Source organism: Spiroplasma endosymbiont of Danaus chrysippus, assembly GCF_902809815.1.
GTDB lineage: Bacteria > Bacillota_I > Bacilli_A > Mycoplasmatales > VBWQ01 > Spiroplasma_E.
Genome location: NZ_CADDIL010000006.1, coordinates 58,866 through 81,305 on the forward strand (window position 1 = coordinate 58,866; position 22,440 = coordinate 81,305).

A 22,440-nucleotide genomic window follows, 5' to 3' on the forward strand; every position below is an offset into this window, starting at 1 on the left:
GAATAAATGAATAAACAAGAATTAGGTAAACATATTGATAATTTTGTAAAGTTAAATCCTAAGAAAAATAAATATCTAAAAATTAATCAAGAATTAAATAAATCATTTTTTGTTATTAAAAGTAATTTTAAAGCAAATATAAAAAATATTTTTGCTTCAAATTATGATGATATTTTTTATAGTAAAAATTCAAAATTATTAGGTAAAAAATGAATAGAGATTCTTTTATCAAGTAAAAATATTACAGAATATAATAAATTAATTCGTGATGTTTTTTCTTATTGCAAAACATCAAAATTGGGTAAAAAAATTTTTAAAGATTTATTTTTTTGATTTGATAAAAATACTCAAAATTCAATTATTGAAGTTAGTGAAGTACATTTTGATGATCAAATCAAAAAGCAATTAGAAAAAATACGTAAATTTTTAGATGAAGAAGAATGAAGTATTTATTTTTTTGAAATACAGAAATTAATGCATGAACAAATAATTAAATTTTTATTGTGAGAAAACAAACCTTTGAAATTTAATCATTATGGTAATTTATTATTTAGAAAAATGATTTTTCATTTAACACAAGAAAGAGTTGATAAATATTTAAATTTTGTTCAAAAAGTAAATATTTATCGTAATACTATATCTAAAGCTTCTCCTATAAATAAAGTAACTAATGATAATTGAAATAAAATTAATAATTTTTCAAAACAAAGTTTAGCTAAAGAACTTTATTATGAACTAATTGAGTTTATAGATGTAATTAACTTGCTTTTGAATGAAAAAAGTAAATAAACATATTTTTACTTGTACTTTATTTTTAAAGTTTTAAAATATTACTAAACATTATATTAATGTTATTTAGGAGGAAATACTATGTATGCTGCTGGACAAGTTGTTGTTAATGCCAGTCAGGCTGGTTTTAGCAATGATAAAAATAAACAAAATAAAATAGTAAATGAACCAAATTTTCAAAAAGTTAATGAAGAATATGAAAAGATAAATATAAAAAATAAAAACAGTAAATCAGAAATAAGTGATAACAAAAGTAAAAAATGTAATATATTGTAAGTATTAATAAAAAGATGATTACCAAAAATAATCATCTTTTTATTAATTAAGAAGAAATTTTAAAAATTGCGAGGCTTTTTAGTAATCTGTGTTTCTTTGTTTTACAAAGTACTAGTTCAGATTAATTCTGTCTTCAAATTTTATCATAAAATGAGCAATTGCTGTATTTCAATTTTGAATAGGCAATGTTCATTTTTTTGTGATATTTTCAATTGCTAAGTAAAAAATTTTAAAAACTGCCATATCATTAGGAAAAACTTTTTTATTTCTAATAACTTTTCGTAATTGGCTATTAACAGATTCAATAGCATTTGTAGTATAAATTACCCTTTTAATTTCTGCTGGATAACTAATAAAAACCATTAAATTTTCTCAATTTTTATATCAAGATTTAGCAATTTGTGGATATTGTTTATTTCATTTACTTTCAAATGATTCTAAAGCTTGCATTGCTTGTTCTTCACTACATGCTGTATAAATTGGCTTTAAATCGATAACTAGAGACTTTCGATGTTTGTATGAAACATATTTTAAGCTATTTCTAATTTGATGAACTATGCATAATTGATGTTCAGTTTTAGGATAAACTGATTGTATTGCCTCTGACATGCCTGTTAAATTATCACTACAAGCAATAAGAATATCATTTAAGCCTCGATTTTTCATTTCTGTAAAATTATTTAATCAGAATTTAGCACCTTCATTTTCACTAATTCATAAACCTAAAACATCTTTTTTACCTTCTAAATCAACTCCTAAAGCTATATAAACTGATTTGTTAATAATACGTTTATCCTGACGTACTTTAACTACGATACAATCAAAATAAATGATTGGATAAACACTATCTAATGGACGATTTTGCCATGCTTTGACATCATCAATGACATCATCAGTAATTTGACTAATTACGCTTTCGCTAATATCTGCGCCATGATATAACTCTTGCAACTGCATTCTAATATCTGATAAAGTCATACCTTTTGCATATAGTGAAAGAACTTGTTGATCAAAACCATCAAATCTTCTCTGTCTTTTTGTGATTATTACTGGTTCAAAATTACTATTACGATCTCTTGGTACATCAATTTCAATTTTACCTTGTTGAGTTATTAATTTTTTTGATGTTGTACCATTACGAACATTGTCATTATTACTGCGTTGATTTCTTTCGTGTCCTAAATAATTTTGCATCTCAGAATTCAACATTTTTTCTACCAATCGTTTAGTTAATTCTTTATATAAGCCTCCCTCTTTAAAAACTGTTGTTAAATCCTCAGTATTTTCTAATAATAAATCTACTGCTTTTGATATTGGATCATTGTTATTAACATTATCTTTTTTAGCCATCTGTAACTCACTCTTTCTAGATATATAAATTATATTTACTAGAATTAATTAAACATAGTTATTTTTGTAAGTCACACAGATTACTAAACATTCCCAAAATTGCAGAAATTAATTTAAGAATTTTTTCAAATTTCTCAAGTATCATCATAATGATGATGAATTGGATCATATGGATCTTCCATAACTGTTGTGTTATATCCTCTTTTAGTTCTGATATCAATAGATCTAAAATTTGGATTATAAAAGATAAAATCTTTTAAATGAGAGTGATATATATTATTTGTTCAAAACGGATCATTTTGAATAAAAGAATGAGATCAATCTGTATAATCTTGATTAGTAATAGAACCACCTGCACCAGTATGATCAATTGGTGTTAATTGTTTTAAATACGGACTTATAACATTATCTGCAAAATTATCACTATTATTTTTATTATAATAATTTAATAAAAAATTAATCCCTTGTTCATCTATGCATGTAGTAATATAATCTGCTGCTAAAAATCTATAATCGACTTCAAAAGAATTTACTTTAGAAATATACTTATCTTGGCTACCTACTTCAAAGATTGTTGGAGCAGGTAATATTGATATTCCAAGATATACTCCATTACCATTATCATATGAAGGAACATTATCCATATATCAGCTAGCAGTGAATGTAAACAAACACGCATCAACTAATGTAATCAGTGGACCTCCAACACCACTAGCTAATAATATAGAGTTAACTGCAAGCACAAATCCTGCTTGTCCATATGCTAAATATTGTTGAACCTTTTTAACAGTATCTGATGACATATATCAGTAAAAATAATCACCAAACCCTCATCAAGGAAAGTATACGCCATCATAATTCATAGGAAATGATAATCCTAAGTTATTTTTTTGATAATAATTATTTTTACTTAAAAACTGCTCATATTGATTATTTGTTGTTAATAAATTTTCTTTATTACTAAAAACCTTCAATAATTCATTTTTATAATTATATTTTTTTCCATTAACAGTTCAGTTAATATCATTTTTACATTTTTTATTTATATTTTTTATTGTACTGTTTATGGCATTATTTAAACTTTTTTCATTGACAAGATTTAAACTATCATATCTTGTCATAGCTTGAGTATTGTTTTGTTGTGTAGTTGTTAAGATAGTTTTAGAATTGGAAGTATTATTTGTAAATAATTTAGTATTAACTAAATTTACACCACTAGTTCCAACTAAAACGCTTGCCGTAAGCAATGATAATATTTTTTTCATTTTAATACACCTTCTTTATGTACACCATAAATTGAAAAGAAAATTTTAGATTGATAAAAATAACTTTTATGAGCATATAGATATTAATCCAAAATTAGGAAATAATTTCTTATCTATTATAATTATAACACTTTTAATAATTGAATGAAGTATTTTTTAATTATGTAAAATAGTTATTAACTTGCTTTTGCATGAAAAAAGCATATAATAAAAATAACTTCATAAATAAAAATAATAAAAAATGCAGTTAGCGATACGCTAATATCCTAACTGCTGACAGGTTCACCAATGGAATAGCTCAACCTGCATTTAAATTATATATTTTATTATAATAATTTGCAAACGACATTCTAGTATTTTGAACCTAGATGTCGTTTTTTTTCTTTTATTATGATGGAGTTTCTAAAACTAAATACACTGTCGTAGAAGTCAAATGGTGAGTACTTTATGTAAATGCTTCTATATGAGAATAAAAGAGTTATTTAAGAATGTTAATGAAATTGTTGTTGTATGAAATTGAGATTAATTTTGCATAGAAATACACAACCACAAATCCTGTTTTATTTTCTATTTTCAAATAATTGCACCAAAAGGGGTTATGTATAACATACATACCTTATCAAATATATATTATCACAAACGAAAGTAAAACAAATAAAGAAAGGAATGATAGATATGATGTTTTCTATATTTAATTTATTATCAAGTGTTGACCCACAAACTCAACAGTTATTAAACAATTTAATGGAAGTATTGTTACCAATTTTGTATGCAATTGGTGGTTGTGGTTTAGCATTTAGTACTATCAAGTATGCTTTTAAAATTCATAGTGATCCCGAAAACAAAGGAGAGTATTTAAGACATATGGTTTGAAGTGTTTTAGGTTGTGCTTTGATTTTAATGTCATCAGGTATTGCTCATATTATTTTTGCAAGAATGCTAGGTTTATTGTAATTATGAGGTGCAATTATTGTTGACTAAGAGCAAGTTGAAGTNTAATTTTATCCATTATTAAAAATCCTTTCATGTCAAAATTAGTGTTAATTGTATAACACAATTGTTTTTCGAATACATTCAAGTTTTTTTTAAATTAATGGTCTAGTAAAAAGGGCTAAGTAGCCATAATTGTTATTTTGTTATTACTTTTAATTCCTTTATTTTTTTGGGTCATTAATTTTACAGTTATTTCAATAATTCACATTATTATGCCTGAATTTGTTTATGGAGAGAAATTAGCTAATATGGTTGGTGCATTAGGATTTACTGATGGATTAAATCATCAAGACTGACATTATGATGTAGGATATCCTGATATGGAAAACTACAATTTGTTTTTGGGTACACTTGGTAGTTTCTTTTGTATGATTATATTTTTCTATTTAGGTTTAAGTTTAATTCAACGAATTTTTGATTTGTTTTTATTGTATATAACTTCACCAATTATTTTTTCAACTGCAACAAGTGGTGTTAAATGACAAAAAATAAATTTGTGAAAAGATTTAGTTATTGGAAGATTTATTTCATCACTTGGAATTGTTTTGAGTTTAACTTTATTTATAAATTTAGAACCTTTAATGTTAAATGCTGGTAATGATGTAAGTGATAGTTGAATACGTCAGTCAACATTTAAATTGTTATTTATTACTGGTGGAGCTGTTGCTACATATAATTCGCAAATGTTGTTTGCTTCCATGGTTGGACAAACAGTTGGCATTATGGAGGGGATGCGTATGTTAACAACAATGAAATCTGCAAGTAGTGGTTTAAAAGCAGGAACGATTGGTATGTTTGGTCTGGGTAAAAGTTTACTTATAGGAAAAAGAAAAATGCTAGGCAAAAACAAAGATGGAGAAGGTAGTGGTGTTTTAAATAGATTACAAAGTGGTGGACTTGCAAAATTTGCAAGGTTTAGTACCAAAGCAACTGTTGGTTCAGTCTTAGCTACTGCTGGATTTATTGGTGGTTCTCTAGCTACATATAAAACATTTGGAGTAAAGGGTAGTTTAAAAAGAGCAGGTAAACACGCAATTGTAAATCCTACTAAAAAATTAGCCAATATAGTTAAATCAAAAAGTTCACAACAATATGCTAAAGGTACATCAAAACATGAATCACATAATTTAAAAAATGAACTTAAAAATCAATTTAAAAAGACTCCTTTTAAAAAAGAAGATATTGATTTATCAATAGTTGGCAGTGCAACAAATAAAAATGTTATTCATGGAACAACTGCACGATATACAAATAAACCTCGTAGTGAAGTTGACCAAAAAATTGTTGATAAGTATTTTGAAAATGGTCAACCAAATTGATATGACAATCAATCTAAAAATAATACTGAGAAAATAAAAAGTGATTGATTTGATACCAAAAACTTAGGTAAAAAAACCTATGAGAAAAACAAAAAATAATTTGTTAATTGGTATGAAAAAAGATAAAAAAGGAGAGTAAATATGGAAAAAGTAAATTTACCAAAAAGCACTAAAAAAATTCATTATCAAATTTTTCGAGGCGTAAATCTAACTGATTTGTTAGTATTATTGATTTTTATAAGCATAGCTATTTCAATAGCGTTTTTAATTTCAATTAATATTTATTTAAAATTTTCTTTAAGTTTAATAATAATGGCACTTGGTTTTATGTGTATTCAAAAATTTAAAAATGAAACAAGAGCGTATGAAATGATTGTTCGTGCTTTTAAATATTTAGCAATTATGGGTAAAAGTTCAACTGTAAATTTAAATCCTAATTTTCAATTAGAAAATGATAAAAACATTGTTAAATTTAAATATTTAAAAGACAATCTTTTTATGTCTGGTATTAAATTAGAAACAATAAATTTGACTTTATTAAATGAAGTACAACAGGAAACAGTGCTTGCTGATTTTGCTGATTTATTAAAAACAATTACAATGCCATGTAAAATCATAAAAACAAATCAAAATTATGATTTTGAAGAACAAATTAATAATTTAAAATGAAAAAAAACAAAAAAAAGTAATGATGAAAATAATTATTTAATTGATTTACAAATTGAACAATTACAATCAATTCAAAAAACAAAATTATTAACTACACCATCAGTTTATATTGTTTTTTGTAGTGAAAATAAAGAAAATACATTATCACAATTAAAATCATTAATTTCTAATAACTCATTTAGTAGTTTAAATATAAAAAAACTATTCCAAGAAGAAATCAATAATTTTTGAAATGATTTTACTTTTAATAACCAAAATATAAAAACAAATTATTCAAATTTTCAAGGAAGAAATGAAAAAGGATTTGTATGAACTATTAATGATTTACCAAATCAAATAAATTATTTTTGATTAAATAAATTGTTTGATTTATGTAATGTAAATATTTGTATTAATTTAAATCCTATTAATAAACAAAAAGCAAAAAAACAATTAGATAATGCTTTAAGTAAAATTAAAACCAATGAACAATATGCTTTAACTCCAAGTCAAAAAAGTGAATCAGAACAGTATTACAATGCTTTTTTAGATCAACAACAAGCAATTATTGATGATGTTGATTTTTTAAAAGATATGTCAATATTCATTATTGCTTATGGAAATAAAAAAACATTAAACAATACTAAAAGGCAATTAATTGATTTAGTAAATACTACTAATTGAAAATATGAAACTTTATTATTTTTACAACAAGATAGTCTTTTGGCAAGTTATACATGAATAAATCATATTGCCAAAATAACTGATATTGAAATGACTTGTGATACTTTTTCAACAAGTTTTCCAATTCCTGATATGCCTTTAACTGATGAAAAAGGATTTTTACTTGGTGAAACTAATTCTGGAAAACCAGTGATTTGAGATTTATTTAAAAAAAATTCTCAACGCATAAATCATAATATGGTTATTTTAGGAGAAAGTGGAAGCGGTAAATCATTTACTACTAAAAAAATTCTTTTAAATCAGGCATATCAAAATAATAGAAAAATATTTATTTTGGACCCTGAACGTGAATTTACTAATCTAACTAATTGTTTAAATGGACAAGTAGTTAATGGTTCAGGAGCCAAAGGTAATATTATAAATCCACTAGAAATTTATAAATTAGATGATAGTCATGATAATGCAGATACATTTAATAGTCAACTATCATTATTAGAAGCATTTTTTGTTATGTTATATCCAAATTTAAATGATGATGACATAACTACAAACTTATTAATAGAATTGATTAAAGAAGTATATTTTCAAAAAAATATTTTACCAAGTACTAATTTTGAAAAATTAAAAGCAACAGATTATCCAACATTTACTGATTTATATAATTTGATTTGTCAAAAAATTAAAGACGAAAAATTATCAGCAAATATTTTAAAGTTAGATAATTTAAAATCTAAGTTAACAGCTTTAACACAAGGTACCTATGCTAAATATTGAAATGGCCATACTAAATTTCAATGAAGCAAAGCAAATATAGTTTGTTTTGATTTAAGAGAACTTTTTGAAAATAGTAATAAAAAAATAATTAATTTACAAATGATGTTGATTTTACGAATGCTAGGAATTGAACTTTCAGCAGTTCAGTCATACAACGAAAATAAACAAGAAAAAGATTGAAAGAGAATTATTATTGCTGTTGATGAAGCACATTTACTAGCTAACGAAAATAATAGTGTTGCACTAGACTTTTTATTTCACACAATGAAAAGAATTAGAAAATGCAAAAGCTCATTAATTATTGCAACACAAAATATTGCGGATTTTACTGGCAGTGAAAATGTCAAAAAGAAATTTACTGGCATTATCAACAATGATGTCATTGATGATGTCAAAGCATGGCAAAATCGTCCATTAGATAGTGTTTATCCAATCATTTATTTTGATTGTATCGTAGTTAAAGTACGTCAGGATAAACGTATTATTAACAAATCAGTTTATAAAGCTTTAGGAGTTGATTTAGAAGGTAAAAAAGATGTTTTAGGTTTATGAATTAGTGAAAATGAAGGTGCTAAATTCTGATTAAATAATTTTACAGAAATGAAAAATCGAGGCTTAAATGATATTCTTATTGCTTGTAGTGATAATTTAACAGGCATGTCAGAGGCAATACAATCAGTTTATCCTAAAACTGAACATCAATTATGCATAGTTGATCAAATTAGAAATAGCTTAAAATATGTTTCATACAAACATCGAAAGTCTCTAGTTATCGATTTAAAGCCAATTTATACAGCATGTAGTGAAGAACAAGCAATTCAAGCTTTAGAATCGTTTGAAAATAAATGAAATAAACAATATCCACAAATTGCTAAATCTTGATATAAAAATTGAGANGATATTCTTATTGCTTGTAGTGATAATTTAACAGGCATGTCAGAGGCAATACAATCAGTTTATCCTAAAACTGAACATCAATTATGCATAGTTCATCAAATTAGAAATAGCTTAAAATATGTTTCATACAGACATCGAAAGTCTCTAGTTATCGATTTAAAGCCAATTTATACAGCATGTAGTGAAGAACAAGCAATTCAAGCTTTAGAATCGTTTGAAAGTAAATGAAATAAACAATATCCACAAATTGCTAAATCTTGATATAAAAATTGAGAAAATTTAATGGTTTTTATTAGTTATCCAGCAGAAATTAAAAGGGTAATTTATACTACAAATGCTATTGAATCTGTTAATAGCCAATTACGAAAAGTTATTAGAAATAAAAAAGTTTGGGAATGTTTAGTAATCTGTGTGACTTACAAAAATAACTATGTTTAATTAATTCTAGTAAATATAATTTATATATCTAGAAAGAGTGAGTTACAGATGGCTAAAAAAGATAAACTTAATAACAATGATCCAATATCAAAAGCAGTAGATTTATTATTAGAAAATACTGAGGATTTAACAACAGTTTTTAAAGAGGGAGGCTTATATAAAGAATTAACTAAACGATTGGTAGAAAAAATGTTGAATTCTGAGATGCAAAATTATTTAGNTTGAAATATCACAAAAAAATGAACATTGCCTATTCAAAATTGAAATACAGCAATTGCTCATTTTATGATAAAATTTGAAGACAGAATTAATCTGAACTAGTACTTTGTAAAACAAAGAAACATAGATTACTAAAAAGCCTCGATAATTACTTTTGCCAATCTATTTCATCTTTAAAATAATCAGACTTATTAATTTTTTGTTGAAATTTCATTGCTTCTTCATATGTTGGTAATTTGTCTTTATTTTCTTTTAATATACTTTCATATGTTGGTAATCTATCTTCATTTTGTTCTAAAATTTCTTCATCTAAAATATCGTTAGTATTTTGCATTAAAAAAAATTAAAGACTTCCAAATGATTATTTCAAACGACTAACATTAAAGCATTATGTCCATATTCATTTACTTGATAAAGATTTCATTATTATCTATTAAATACTTAACTATCTCTAAATCATTATCTTTGATAGCTAACATCAAAATAGTGAAACCATCTTTAATTACATAATTTATACTAACACCATTCCTAACTAATAATTTAACTTTTTCTAAGTTATTATTCATAATCACTTGTATTATTTTTTCATTTTTCTTATTAATAAATACTCTTTTTTTCTAATGTACTTTTTTTCTCTTTCTATAAATTAAACTTGATACAATAATAAATTTAATCTTATTAGTTTAAATTGTATTTAATATTTCTGCTTTTGTTTCCAAAGGTAATTGAGATTCTATTAAGCCCATATTCTCTCATTTTTGTTTGCTTGCATTTTTTGATTGTTCTGATAAAGGTTGCTGTAACTCTGGAATTTCAGTACTTATTAATTTTCATACTTCATTTAAAGATGTTAATTTTATTTCTTCTTCATTTAATTTATTTTTAATTTTTTCTTCTTCTTTTTTTGAATTTTTTTTACTTAAACTATTTTTTAAATTATCACAATTTTCAGTAGTTTTTTTAATTTCCATTGCAAAAAAATCTCTAATATTTTCCGATGTTGTAGATAAATCTTTTACTTCATCTTCATGTAATTCCTTTATTGAAATTAATTTTTTTTCTAAATAATTTATTTGAAATTGTAGTTTTTCAATGGTTTTATTTTGTTCTTCAATTTTTTGATCTTGTCAACTAGGTTTCTCATTTTCTTCATTTATTTCGGTTTGGATTTCAATACTTACTAATTTTGATTGATTAATTGTTCTTAAAGACTCCTGAATTTTTTCCTTTTTTTCTCTAATTGCGTTTTCTATTATTTCTTTTTCTTTTAATTTAAAATTAATTTCTAAAGTTGTGAAATCATCTTTAAATTCATTTTCTATTTTTTCATTTTCTTCTCTTATGTTTTCTAAATTATTTTGAATGTTAAAATTTTGATTAAATTTTTTAATACTATCAGCATTTTGTTCTCAATAATTTTCAATAATCTTAATAAATTCCATATTTTCTAATTTATTAACTTCTTTTAAGAAATTAATAAATATTTTTTGATCTTTACTAATATTTTTAATTCATTTTTCTTTTATTTTTTTAAGTTCAAACATCATCGTATGTTTATTTTGCTTAAAAAAATCCTCAATTTTATTAATTTTATCCTCAATTTTTTTTATTTTTTTATCATTAATACTTAACTCAGTATCATGTCTTGTAATATTATATTGTAATTCCGCAATATAATCATTCTTTTTCTTAATATCACTATTCTTTTTTTTAATCACTACATCTATTTCTTTTAAATATTGTTTTTTTCCTTTTTTATTATCTGAAATATTTGGAATAAATATTTGATTTTCAATATTATTTTTATTTTCTTCTAAATCTTGCAAGTAAGTAATTTTTTTAATTTTTATATTTTTCTTTCGTTTTTCTAAATTTTGAATTTGTTTTCTTTTTTCTGCTATCTCTTTCTCATGTATTCTAATTTGTTCTTTTTTTTCTTCTAATTCATTTTTAAATAATTCTATACTTTCTTTCACTTTATCTTTAGTTTTAATAATTTCTTCTTGTTCACTTATTAATTCTTTTTCTCGATCATTATATTTTTCAAATATATCATTGTATATTCTTTCTTCATTTTTAATAATTTTTTTAATATATCTGTTAAATATGTCATCTATTAATTCAAAGAAAAATACAAAATTTTTATCAAATTTACTTTTTAAATCTTTATCTTCATTTAAAATTAATTTATATTCATCTCCACTTTTCATTCTAAATGCTCAAAAAGATAAAATTAATTGAGTCATAACTTCTTCTTTAAAAAGGTTTTCAAAAATTTTCTCTTTTTTATTTTCTAATTCCTCATTTTTTTGATATAGCCTACGAATTTCTTTATCAATTTTTATTTTTAATTCTCGTGTTTTTTTTAAAAACTCTTTTTTATTTTCAAAAATGTTTAAATTTATTGTTTTTAAAAAAATAATATCATTACTTATTGTTTCACTTAAAAAATTAAAAAGATTAAAATAATCTGTGATTTCAGTAAACTCAGTACTATTTTGGCTAACTTTATTAATTTTATTTTGTTCAATTAATGTTTTATTTTTCTCCAAGGATAATAATTTTTCATTTTGTCCTTTAATTTTACTAGCAAGTTCTATTAAAAAATAATCTAATTGTCTAATTAATTTTAAATTTTCTTTTTTTTCTCAAAAATAAGAAAAGAAATTATATTTTAAATCATTTCTTAATTCTTTAATTAATTTATCTAAATCAGTTTTTTTATTTTCTTTTAATTGAGTTAATGGTGCTGATGTACTTGGGTTTTCAAAATCAGTATCTTCTGAATTAGAAAAAAAATTATCTTTTTCATTGTATTCTTTAAAAAAATTATTAAAAGTTTCAACAACTTCGTCTAAATTTTCATCAGTTAAAGGATAATTTCTAAATTTTTTTATTAATTCATTAAATCAAGGCATAAATCTTATTCTCCTAAATTTTATTTATAAAATAAAAAACCAATTGTTTTTAAATAAAACAATGGGTTTGAAAACTTATATTTTTCAATCTTTTGTGTTAATAACAATAAAACGCTCCTTATTCTAAAGAACTATCTTGATTATAACTAATTAATTTATCTTTTTTTTAAAAAAAGATAAATTACTATTATATGTTTATATAATAAAAATTTATCACAAAAATTATTTTTCAGTTCTGGGTTTCATATGTGGAAATAATAATACATCTTTAATACTATTTTGACCAGTTATTAACATAACCAAACGATCAATACCAATGCCCAATCCACCTGTTGGTGGCATACCATATTCCAATGCTTCAACAAAGTCTAAATCCATAGTTGCTGCTTGATCATTACCACTATTTTTTTCTTTTACTTGCTCTTCAAAACGATTATATTGTTGCAAAGAATCATTTAGTTCCGAATAAGCATTTGCATATTCTCTACCAGCAATAAATAATTCAAAACGATCAGTAAACTCTTTACTATTTTTATTTAATTTAGCAAGTGGTGAAATTTCAATTGGATAATCAAAAATAAAAGTAGGTTGAATTAAAGTTTCTTCAACAAAAGATTCAAAAAATAAATTAATAATATGACCAGTACTATTATAATGATCTGGAATATGAAGTTTATAATTTTTTGCAAGTTTTAATATAAGTTTAAATGTTTTATTTTTTTCAATATTTCTAATATTATCATCTTCAATATTATGATATTTTAAAATCATATCACTAATTTCTTGGAAAATTTTAGTAAACTCTTCATCTTTGATCATAGCTTTTTTAATTGAATCAATCATACTAATTTTTTTTCATGATTTTTCAAAATTTAATATATTTTCATCATATTCTAATGTTAATTTATTATGCACTGTATTAATTAAATGTTTTATACAAGACTCTGTTAAATCCATCATATATTTCATATCTTGATATGCAACATAAATTTCAATAGTTGTAAATTCTGGATTATGTTTTTTACTCATACCTTCATTACGAAATAATCTACCAATTTCATAAACTTTTTCAAAACCACCAACTATTAATCTTTTTAAATGTAATTCAGTAGCAATTCGTAGATATAAATCGGTTTTTAATGTATTATGATGAGTAATAAAAGGTTTAGCGGCAGCACCACCATATACTTCTTGTAAAATAGGTGTTTCAACTTCTAAATAACCTTTATTATTTAAAAAACTTCTTAATTCATTAATAATTTGTGTACGTTGTAAAAATGTTTTTTTAGTTTCTTGATTCATAATTAAATCTACATATCTTCGTCGATAACGTTCTTCAATATCTGTTAAACCATGAAATTTATCTGGTAAAGGTCTAAGTGCTTTTGATAACATTACAATATCATAGACTTGAACTGTTAGTTCTCCTTTATTGGTTTTCATAACCTTACCTTTAATACCAAAAAAATCGCCTAAATCTGCATATTCTGCAAATCATTCAAATTTTTTTTGATTAACATATTCTGGTTTTAAATAAATTTGAAATTTACCTGTTTGATCTTGCAAATGAGCAAAGATTGAACCCTTTCCCATTTCTCTTTTTGTCATTAATCTACCTGCCATTTTAATTTGATCATTAGGTAAATTAGCAACAAATTTTGCTAACTCTTCTTTATTTTTATTTCTAAATTCGCTATTTAAAGTTTCACAATTATAATTTCTTTCTCACTTACGCCCATAAATATCATAATTTTGCTTATATAAATCTTGTATTTTTTGATATCTTAATGCTTCTTGCTCTGTCAAAATACGTCCATTAATTTCAAGTTTAGTTTCTTTCATTGTTTTCATCCTTTGTATTTAAAATAAGTATTTAAAATAAAAAAATTAAATTAAATAAGATTGTTTAGGTTTATACATAATGATATCAATTTTCAATACCAAATTCTACTGTCAACAATTAATTTTAAATTTTATAATAAAACCCTTATATTTATAATAAGGATTAAAGTTTAATTTAAATATTTCTACTAATAGATATTTATAAAAATTAAAGATAATTTATTAAACATTTTTTACTTTCTAAATATTAATTTTGTATAAAATATGTTTTGCTAAAATATCACTTTTATTTATTTTTGGATGATAAAATTCTTTTATTTTTTTCATACCTATTCGTTTCATTACATTTTCTGATTTGATATTTAATATACTAGTAAAACTATAAATTTCAGTTAATTTTAAATTGTTTTTTGCATATTTTAAACATTCTTTAGCTGTTTCTGTTGCTATTCCTTGACCTCAAACACTTTTTTTAAAACGTTAACCAATTTCAATACATGGTCTAAAATCAACAATAAAATCAACTTCGCTAAAGCCAATAAAACCAATAAATTTATTGTCTTTTTTAAATTCAACAGCATAAAAATCAAATCCATTATTATTTAAATTATTTTTAATTTTCAAAAAATATTTTTCTGTATCATCTTTTGATAATGTACTAGAAAAATATTTCATGACATCTTTATCAGAATTTAATAAAACAAGTTCATCTAAATCATTATCTTTTCACTGTCTAATTTTTAATCTAGGGGTTTCAAAAAATATCATATTTTTACTCCTTTGTTATGATATTTTTTCTATTAACAATTTGTTAGTTTATTTAATTAATAATATTAACTTCAATTTATTTCACTTGGTTTCATTGGTTTTTCATTATTCTTTACACTAATAATTTTACCATTTTTAACGTTAATAACAGTATTTGCAACATATTGGAAGTTAGGATTATGAGTAACCATAATAATTGATGTTTTATATTCTCGATTAACATCCAATAAAATTTCTAATACCTTACGCCCCATTTCCTCATCAAGTGCTCCTGTTGGCTCATCACAAAATAAAATTGTCGGATTTTTTGCTAGTGCTCTACCAATCGATACTCTTTGTTGTTGTCCACCTGATAATTGACTTGGAAACTTATTCATATGTTCATCCATTTCAATAACTTGAAAAATATCATCAATACTCATATTTTTATTTTTAGCAAGATTTTCACCAACTTCAGCATTTTCACGAGCAGTTAAATTAGTTAATAAATTGTATTGTTGAAAAATAAAACCAACGTTATCTCGTCTAAATTTAGTTAAATGACTATCTTTTAATAAAGATAAATTGTATCCGGCCACAAAAACATCACCAGTATTAGGTTTATCCAATCCCGAAATAATATTTAATAATGTTGTCTTACCACTTCCCGATGGTCCTAAGATAACAACAAAATCACCTAATTTAATTTTTAAATTAACTCCTTTTAATACTTCATATTCTAAGTCTCCAGTTAAGTAAGATTTTTTAACATCAAATAATTCAATAACATTAATGTTAGTATCAGGAGTATTATTAGTCATTGATACAATTTTACCTGCTAAAATTTCTTTTGAATGAGTTTTTGTTAATTTTTTAATTGATTTTTGATTATCTTTAAAAACTTGCAATTTGGCTTTATTAGCTTCTATTTCTTCCTTTGATTCTGGTTTATCATGAGATTTATGAGTTACTGGTGGTATTGTACCTTCATTTTTAGATACTGACTTCTTTGTAAAACTAGATTCTAACTTATTTTTAGTTACTTGTTTACTTCCAATGTCTTTATCATCTTTTTTAATTTCCTTATTATCTTTTTTCATAATCATTTCTCCTTTTTAATTCCATGCTTTTATAAATAACACACTCATTTTATCAATTACTTTATCTTATTTATATAGAAATGCTTAAAAAATATTTTAACTTCCTTGTAATAAAGCTGTTACTGGTTTGTATTTAATTAAATATAACCCAACAGCATAGCCAATAACCATTATTAAAAATACCATTCCAAAGCAAGATAAAATTGTAACTAGATTAGCAGCCACATTAAAAACAACGCCTGATTTAGTTGCAATAATTAAAGTAATAATATTTCACACAACATAAGAAATAATAGTACCTAAAATAAAAGCAACCAATAAAGCAATAATATAGGAGCCAATAATCAATCTGTTAATTTCATTTACACGATAACCCAAAGATTTCATCATTGCAATAATTAATAAATTATTATCTAAAATCATATTAACGATAATTACCAATACAAAAGCTACAGCAAATAATGTTAAAATTTTTGTAATATTTATAATTGTTCTAATTCCATCAAATATTTCAACTAATAATCTTTTAACTAAATCATTAATAAAAGGTATTTTATTAATAGGTTCTAAATTTTTTGCTAATATTTGTTCTTTAGTATATTCTGCAGATGGTTGCAAAATATTTATATAATTTAATGGAAAAATATTGCTCTCTTTAGATAATCAATGATTAAAAGAATCTGATATTGGTTTTGGATCTTCTGACGGGGAAGGTTTTATTAATCCAATAGATGTTCGTAAATCATCAAGATTAATATAAACATTCGAATTGTCTAAATTATTTTCAATAATTCCTTTAACTTGATAAATTACTGGAATTGTATAATTATATCAACTTGCTAACATTAAAAAGTGTTCATCAATTTTATAATCATTTAAAATTGATAATGTTTTTGAAATAACTGCTGGTAAAATATAAGCTGTAGTTGTTATATTTTGTCCTTGATTATCAGTATAAGTAACTTTTTGTGCTTGTAAATTATGAGAATTATTAAAAATAGGATCAATATCACGATTTTTTGCTTCTTTAAAGTTAAATCAATTTTTTCAAACTAAATCTTGATATTGATCATTATAAAGTCCTGTTGCTTTAATTTTTTTTGCGAGCATGCGATCTTGATTATGTCCTTTTCATTCATTAGGAGGTCTTAAATTTATTTCAATAGTTGGATAATACTTATTATTATAAATATTTAAACCTAAACTAATACCAGGCAACGGGTTTATTTCTGGATTAATACCTGTATTTGTTGAAATATAATTAAATATTTGATGAATATTTTGACAAATAATTTCCATTAATGGTTCAGGTATTATCTTTTTTGGATTAATAAAATCTTCACAATCAGATTTGGTCTTAGTTTTTTGATAAAGGATATTAATTTCTTCGCTATTCATAAAATAATATTTAAAATTATTATTAATAATAACACTTTCAATTTTTTTAGCTTTACTATCATTATCAATATGAAAATCATCAGCTACTCATTGATGATATTTATTAGTACCGGTTTCTTTATCTTTCGCAATATCTTTTTCTGAAACTCAATCAAAAACCTGCTTATCAATACTTAAATTAGAATCATTAGTATATGTATACATTGATGAAGTTGATGTATTTCATTTAACATCTTTATTGTAATATCCATATAAATTATTTATTTTATTATCAAATAAATCAGTAGCTGAACTTTGAAATAGTAATAAAAAACTAACAAAAATAAAAGTAAAAAATACTAAAAATAGTTTTCCAACCGATTTTAGAGTGAAAGCAATTGCTAAACGTTGTTTAAATGGTCAATAACGAAAGGGGTATTTTAAAACTGAAATTAGTTTAGAACTTAAATTACTTGGTCTATCATAAATTAATAATAATGGACTAACGCGTAATTTTGTTTCCGATTGCATATAACTAATTACTATAAAAATAATAGGAATAATTATTAAACTTACAATAAATACTATCCAACTAAAAAATAGTATTGGTAATGGCATAAAAAACCCAATGTTATTTAACGAATTAAATCATATTTGTAATCCTAGACCAATACCTAAACCAATAATACTAGAAATGAATGTTATCAAAAATATTAAAATTACAAAACTAATAGCAATTTGAAAATTACTATAACCAAGAGCTTTTAATAATCCTATCTGTGATTTTTGTAAATCAATTTCTTTTCTAACATATGACATAATGATAAAAATAATAACTAATAATACTACAAGAGTAATTGCCATAAACATTATATTTTCCATTTTAAAACTCTCTAAAATTTGTCCTGAACGAATATCTTCACTATCACTGCTAATAATTGAACCAAAACTAAAACTAAAAGTTTTAATTAAAAGTTCTTCTAACTTATTAACAAAATAATTATCGTTATTGTTAACTTTTAATAAAAATATATTATTTAAATTAGTTCTAAATGTAGAATCTTTTATTAAATTATTAAACCATTGATTTGACATATAAACAGGACTTGTATTTTCAGATGTCGGATTAGGATTTGTTGCAGTACGACTACCAGTAATTCCCCAATAAGCATAGCCAAAACCAACAACTTTTAACTTTTCAACTTTATCAATAACTGTTATATAATCATTTATTTTAATATTATTAATACGTGCAAATTCAGGATTGATCACTACTTCTAATGGATTAATAGGTTTAATACCTTTGGAAATATAAACTTCATTAATATTATTTCTTTTTGGAGCAAAATCAAAAGATTCACTTTTTTCTGAAGTATAAAATCCATTTTCTAATGAATAATAAATTTTTTTAAGAGAAATAACGTTTTCATAATCAAAAGTTTTAAAAAATGATTTAGCAAGTTCATAATGTTGCAAATTATAAATTTCATCATTTTTAACTTCGTTTTCTAAAATATCATTAAATAATATTCCTTGATAACTTAATCCTCAGTTTAACAAATAATTTTCAAAATCTTTATTAATATCTACTGCCGAAGGAAGGGTAGGAAAACTATTATTTCTAAGATTATTTTCTTTAATTTCATCTATCTGTGCATAAATTTCTGGTTCATGTAGATGACCTTCAAATTGTTTTTTGATAATTGTTTGGATTCTTGATGTTGCAGTAGCAGTATCTTTATAATTATTTAATAATTGTAAATTAATACGATAGTCATATTTACCACTATTGTTTAATACTGTATAAAAACCTGATTCAGCTCTTGATGCTGTACTATAAAGCGCAGAAAGACTAGAAATTACAATAACTAATAGTATTATAATACCTAAATATTGTAATAATCTTTTCTTGATTCCTCTTAAAACATTAACAAAAAGATTGCTCATTATAACTCCAATATTCTTATACAACTTAAAAAATGCTAATAGTATAATTTTATTATGATAAAATTATACTAATTATATTTGAACTATATTAAAAAATAAAAATTTTAATATTATTATTAACTTCTAAACTTATTTACTTAACTACTTTTTTACATTTTTCTAAAATTGCAATTTTATTAAGGTCAACAATACCAACATAAGGTAAGTTTCTCAATTTTTCATCGTAATCAAGACCATATCCCACTAAAAAATGATCAGGAACTTCAAAACCATATCAATCAGCTTCAATTTTAGCAACTCTTTTAGATTTCTTATCTAATAGAGTAATTATTTTTACCGATTTTGCTCCAAGTTCTTGTAAATGATCACAAATTTTAAATAACGAATTACCTGAATCAATAATATCTTCAACAATTAATAAATCACGACCCTTAACATTATTAATAACATCCATTCTTATTTTTGGTTTATTTACCGCTTTTGTTTGTCCTAAATATGACTCTACATACATAAAATCAACCAAACAATCAATCTTAAGATTTAACATAAATTGTGATAAAAAAGGTAAACATCCTCTTAATATCCCTACTAAAATAATGGGCTCTTTATTATCTTTATAATAACTATTAACTGATTTTGCAAGTTCAATAATTTTATTATTAATTACATCAGTACTTAATAATATTTTTTCTACTAATTCATGTTTTTCCAACATTGTTTTTCTCCTTATTACTTTTTATATTATATTTACCAAATAAAAAAAGAAAATAAAACAAAACTTACACATTATTGAAAATATTAAAATAGTAAGTTTTGTTTTATTATTATAATAATTTAATTATTTCTTCTTTGGAACAACTGATACTGTATCATCAGCAGTCCCTGAATTATTATCTTCCTTTTTATCATTTGATTCATTATCCTCTTTGGAAGGATTTTTACTATTTTTTTGCATTTCTATTACTTCAATTGGTAATTTATTATATTTATCAATATATTCTATTTGTTCAGCAGTAATTGTTTCTAAAGTCATTAATGATTTAGCAATTAATTCTAATGTATCTTTATGTTTTTTAATTGTTACTACTGCTTCAATATAACAAATATCTAATAATTTTTTAATTTCTCCATCAATTTTAGATGCAATATCATCAGAAAACTTATTTGCTGCAAAAGGTGAATACTCATTACGTGGACTTTCAAATTGAACTAATCCTAATTCAGATGACATTCCATATTCAGTTATCATTTTTCTGGCAATATTTGTTGCTTTTTCTAAATCATCATGAGAACCAGTAGTAATATTTGCATTACCAAACATAATTTCTTCTGAAGCACGACCACCTAAATAACCAGTAATAGTTGCTCTTAAATGTACTTTTGAATAAAACATAGTATCTTCTTTAGGAGTCATAATAGTATATCCACCTGCTTGTCCACGTGGTATTATTGTAACTTTTTGAACTTTAGAAGCATATTGTAGTTTTAAACCAATAAGAGCATGTCCAGCTTCGTGATATGATACTATTTTTTTATCCATATCAGTAATTACTCTTGAAGTTTTAGCAGGTCCACCAACAACTCTATCAATAGCTTCATCAATTTCTATTAAACCAATAACTGTTTTATTATGACGAACAGCTAACAACGTTGCTTCATTTAATACATTTTCTAATTGTGCACCACTAAATCCTGGCGTTCTCTCTGCTATTCTTTGAAAATTAACTTTTGGCGAAATATTTTTATTACGAGCATGTAATCGTAAAATTGCTTCACGTTCTTTAATATCAGGTCAACTTAAAGAAATTTGACGATCAAATCTACCTGGACGCAATAACGCTTCATCAAGTACATCAGCACGGTTAGTGGCAGCCATAATAATAACTCCCAAGTTAGCTTCAAATCCATCCATTTCAACTAATAATTGGTTTAAAGTTTGTTCATTAGTTGCAGTTGAAGCTGAGGCACGTTTTCTTCCTACTGCATCAATTTCATCAATAAAAATAATACAAGGAGCACTTTTTTTAGCAGTAGTAAACATTTCTCTAATTCTTGAAGCTCCAACTCCAACAAAAACTTCTTCAAATTCAGAACCAGAAATTGAAAAGAAAGGAACACCTGCTTCACCAGCAACTGCTTTTGCTAATAAAGTCTTACCAGTACCAGGCGGTCCTACAAGAAGAACTCCTTTTGGCACTCTTGCACCCATTTGTGCATATTTTTGTGGAAACTTTAAAAAATGAACAACTTCTTCTAATTCCAATTTTTCTTCTTTAATACCAGCAACATCAGTAAATCTAGTATCTGATGTTCTAATCTTAGCACGACTTTTTCCCATTGAAAAAGGACTCATACCACCACCGGCACCCATTTTATTCATTTTAAAAAATAATCAAAATGAACCAACAACTAATACTAATACTGGAAACATACTAATTAAAAATGTTTTTCAAAACGGAACTAATTCACTAATAATTGTGGGGTTAATATCAAAGCCTTTACCCTCTTTATCTTTTCTGAATAATTTTTCAATAACATCATGATAAAAACCACCTGTAGCAGTTCCAGAAACTGTCGCTTCAAATCGTTTTACCTTACCATTAATTGCTAAAAAACCTGTAATATAAGTAGTATGATCAAAAAATTGAACTTGTACTCCATCAATTTTACTAACAGTGTCACTACTATTGCCAGGGAGTTTACCATCTCTAAGTAATGTTTCTAATTGAAATTGATCTAAAGTTAAAGCATTACCTCTTAAAAAATATCACAATAAAATTCCAACAAATACTAAAAAAGCAACGAATAGTGCAACAATCATTCAATTAATTTTAATTCGCGTTTGCATTATTTTTTC

At 23.9% G+C, this 22,440-nt stretch carries 15 protein-coding genes and 4 pseudogenes; 8 read left to right on the forward strand and 11 right to left on the reverse strand.

Annotated features, from left to right (window positions below; genetic code table 4):
- The first annotated feature begins 6 nt into the window (after positions 1 to 6).
- Positions 7 to 789, forward strand: a complete 783-nt coding sequence (locus tag SPIRDC1_RS08020; RefSeq protein ID WP_174481332.1) for a hypothetical protein — start codon at positions 7 to 9, stop codon at positions 787 to 789.
- A gap of 81 nt (positions 790 to 870) precedes the next feature.
- Positions 871 to 1,065: a hypothetical protein gene (locus tag SPIRDC1_RS08025; protein ID WP_174481333.1), complete on the forward strand. Its 195-nt coding sequence runs from the start codon at positions 871 to 873 to the stop codon at positions 1,063 to 1,065.
- A gap of 111 nt (positions 1,066 to 1,176) precedes the next feature.
- On the opposite strand, the gene SPIRDC1_RS08030 is transcribed toward SPIRDC1_RS08025, so the two are convergent.
- Positions 1,177 to 2,415, reverse strand: a complete 1,239-nt coding sequence (locus tag SPIRDC1_RS08030) for an IS256 family transposase (protein ID WP_174480498.1) — start codon at positions 2,413 to 2,415, stop codon at positions 1,177 to 1,179.
- A gap of 113 nt (positions 2,416 to 2,528) precedes the next feature.
- The gene (locus SPIRDC1_RS08035) at positions 2,529 to 3,662 is read right to left on the reverse strand and encodes a hypothetical protein (protein WP_174481334.1); all 1,134 of its coding nucleotides are present in this window, start codon (positions 3,660 to 3,662) and stop codon (positions 2,529 to 2,531) included.
- A gap of 684 nt (positions 3,663 to 4,346) precedes the next feature.
- Here SPIRDC1_RS08035 and SPIRDC1_RS08040 point away from each other — a divergent pair.
- The 6 genes and pseudogenes from SPIRDC1_RS08040 to SPIRDC1_RS10650 all read left to right on the forward strand — a co-directional run.
- Complete coding sequence (locus SPIRDC1_RS08040) at positions 4,347 to 4,634, forward strand: hypothetical protein (protein ID WP_174480277.1); 288 nt, start codon at positions 4,347 to 4,349, stop codon at positions 4,632 to 4,634.
- Between the two features lie 251 nt (positions 4,635 to 4,885).
- A complete protein-coding gene (locus SPIRDC1_RS08045; RefSeq protein WP_174481335.1) occupies positions 4,886 to 6,091 on the forward strand; it encodes an Mbov_0396 family ICE element transmembrane protein in 1,206 nt (401 codons plus the stop codon).
- A gap of 1,470 nt (positions 6,092 to 7,561) precedes the next feature.
- Positions 7,562 to 7,906, forward strand: a pseudogene (locus SPIRDC1_RS10555) (helicase HerA domain-containing protein); the annotation flags it as partial.
- Positions 7,907 to 8,362: 456 nt separating this feature from the next.
- Positions 8,363 to 8,994: IS256 family transposase (locus tag SPIRDC1_RS10080; protein ID WP_233215017.1), on the forward strand; the 632-nt coding region annotated here is incomplete at its 3' end.
- A gap of 1 nt (position 8,995) precedes the next feature.
- Positions 8,996 to 9,388 (forward strand): annotated as a pseudogene (locus SPIRDC1_RS10560) (IS256 family transposase); the annotation flags it as partial.
- Positions 9,389 to 9,481: 93 nt separating this feature from the next.
- A pseudogene (locus tag SPIRDC1_RS10650) lies at positions 9,482 to 9,653 on the forward strand (IS256 family transposase); the annotation flags it as partial.
- 147 nt (positions 9,654 to 9,800) lie between these two features.
- Here SPIRDC1_RS10650 and SPIRDC1_RS08060 read toward each other — a convergent pair.
- The 9 genes and pseudogenes from SPIRDC1_RS08060 to ftsH form a co-directional block, all read right to left on the reverse strand.
- Complete coding sequence (locus SPIRDC1_RS08060) at positions 9,801 to 9,986, reverse strand: hypothetical protein (RefSeq protein WP_174481338.1); 186 nt, start codon at positions 9,984 to 9,986, stop codon at positions 9,801 to 9,803.
- A 70-nt stretch (positions 9,987 to 10,056) separates the two neighbouring features.
- Positions 10,057 to 10,218 carry an ankyrin repeat domain-containing protein gene (locus SPIRDC1_RS08065; protein ID WP_174481339.1) on the reverse strand — a complete coding sequence of 54 codons (162 nt, stop codon included), beginning with the start codon at positions 10,216 to 10,218 and terminating at the stop codon, positions 10,057 to 10,059.
- 117 nt (positions 10,219 to 10,335) lie between these two features.
- Complete coding sequence (locus SPIRDC1_RS08070) at positions 10,336 to 12,570, reverse strand: PolC-type DNA polymerase III family protein (protein ID WP_174481340.1); 2,235 nt, start codon at positions 12,568 to 12,570, stop codon at positions 10,336 to 10,338.
- Between the two features lie 222 nt (positions 12,571 to 12,792).
- Positions 12,793 to 14,412 carry a lysine--tRNA ligase gene (locus tag SPIRDC1_RS08075; protein ID WP_174481341.1) on the reverse strand — a complete coding sequence of 540 codons (1,620 nt, stop codon included), beginning with the start codon at positions 14,410 to 14,412 and terminating at the stop codon, positions 12,793 to 12,795.
- Between the two features lie 240 nt (positions 14,413 to 14,652).
- Positions 14,653 to 15,180 (reverse strand): annotated as a pseudogene (locus SPIRDC1_RS10085) (GNAT family N-acetyltransferase).
- A gap of 65 nt (positions 15,181 to 15,245) precedes the next feature.
- Positions 15,246 to 16,259: an ABC transporter ATP-binding protein gene (locus SPIRDC1_RS08090; protein WP_199188877.1), complete on the reverse strand. Its 1,014-nt coding sequence runs from the start codon at positions 16,257 to 16,259 to the stop codon at positions 15,246 to 15,248.
- Between the two features lie 96 nt (positions 16,260 to 16,355).
- Positions 16,356 to 19,583, reverse strand: a complete 3,228-nt coding sequence (locus SPIRDC1_RS08095; protein WP_174481344.1) for an ABC transporter permease — start codon at positions 19,581 to 19,583, stop codon at positions 16,356 to 16,358.
- Positions 19,584 to 19,716: 133 nt separating this feature from the next.
- Positions 19,717 to 20,298 carry a hypoxanthine phosphoribosyltransferase gene (hpt, locus tag SPIRDC1_RS08100; protein ID WP_174481345.1) on the reverse strand — a complete coding sequence of 194 codons (582 nt, stop codon included), beginning with the start codon at positions 20,296 to 20,298 and terminating at the stop codon, positions 19,717 to 19,719.
- 123 nt (positions 20,299 to 20,421) lie between these two features.
- Positions 20,422 to 22,431, reverse strand: coding sequence for an ATP-dependent zinc metalloprotease FtsH (gene ftsH, locus SPIRDC1_RS08105; RefSeq protein WP_304625649.1), 2,010 nt, complete (start codon positions 22,429 to 22,431; stop codon positions 20,422 to 20,424).
- Positions 22,432 to 22,440 lie beyond the last annotated feature (9 nt).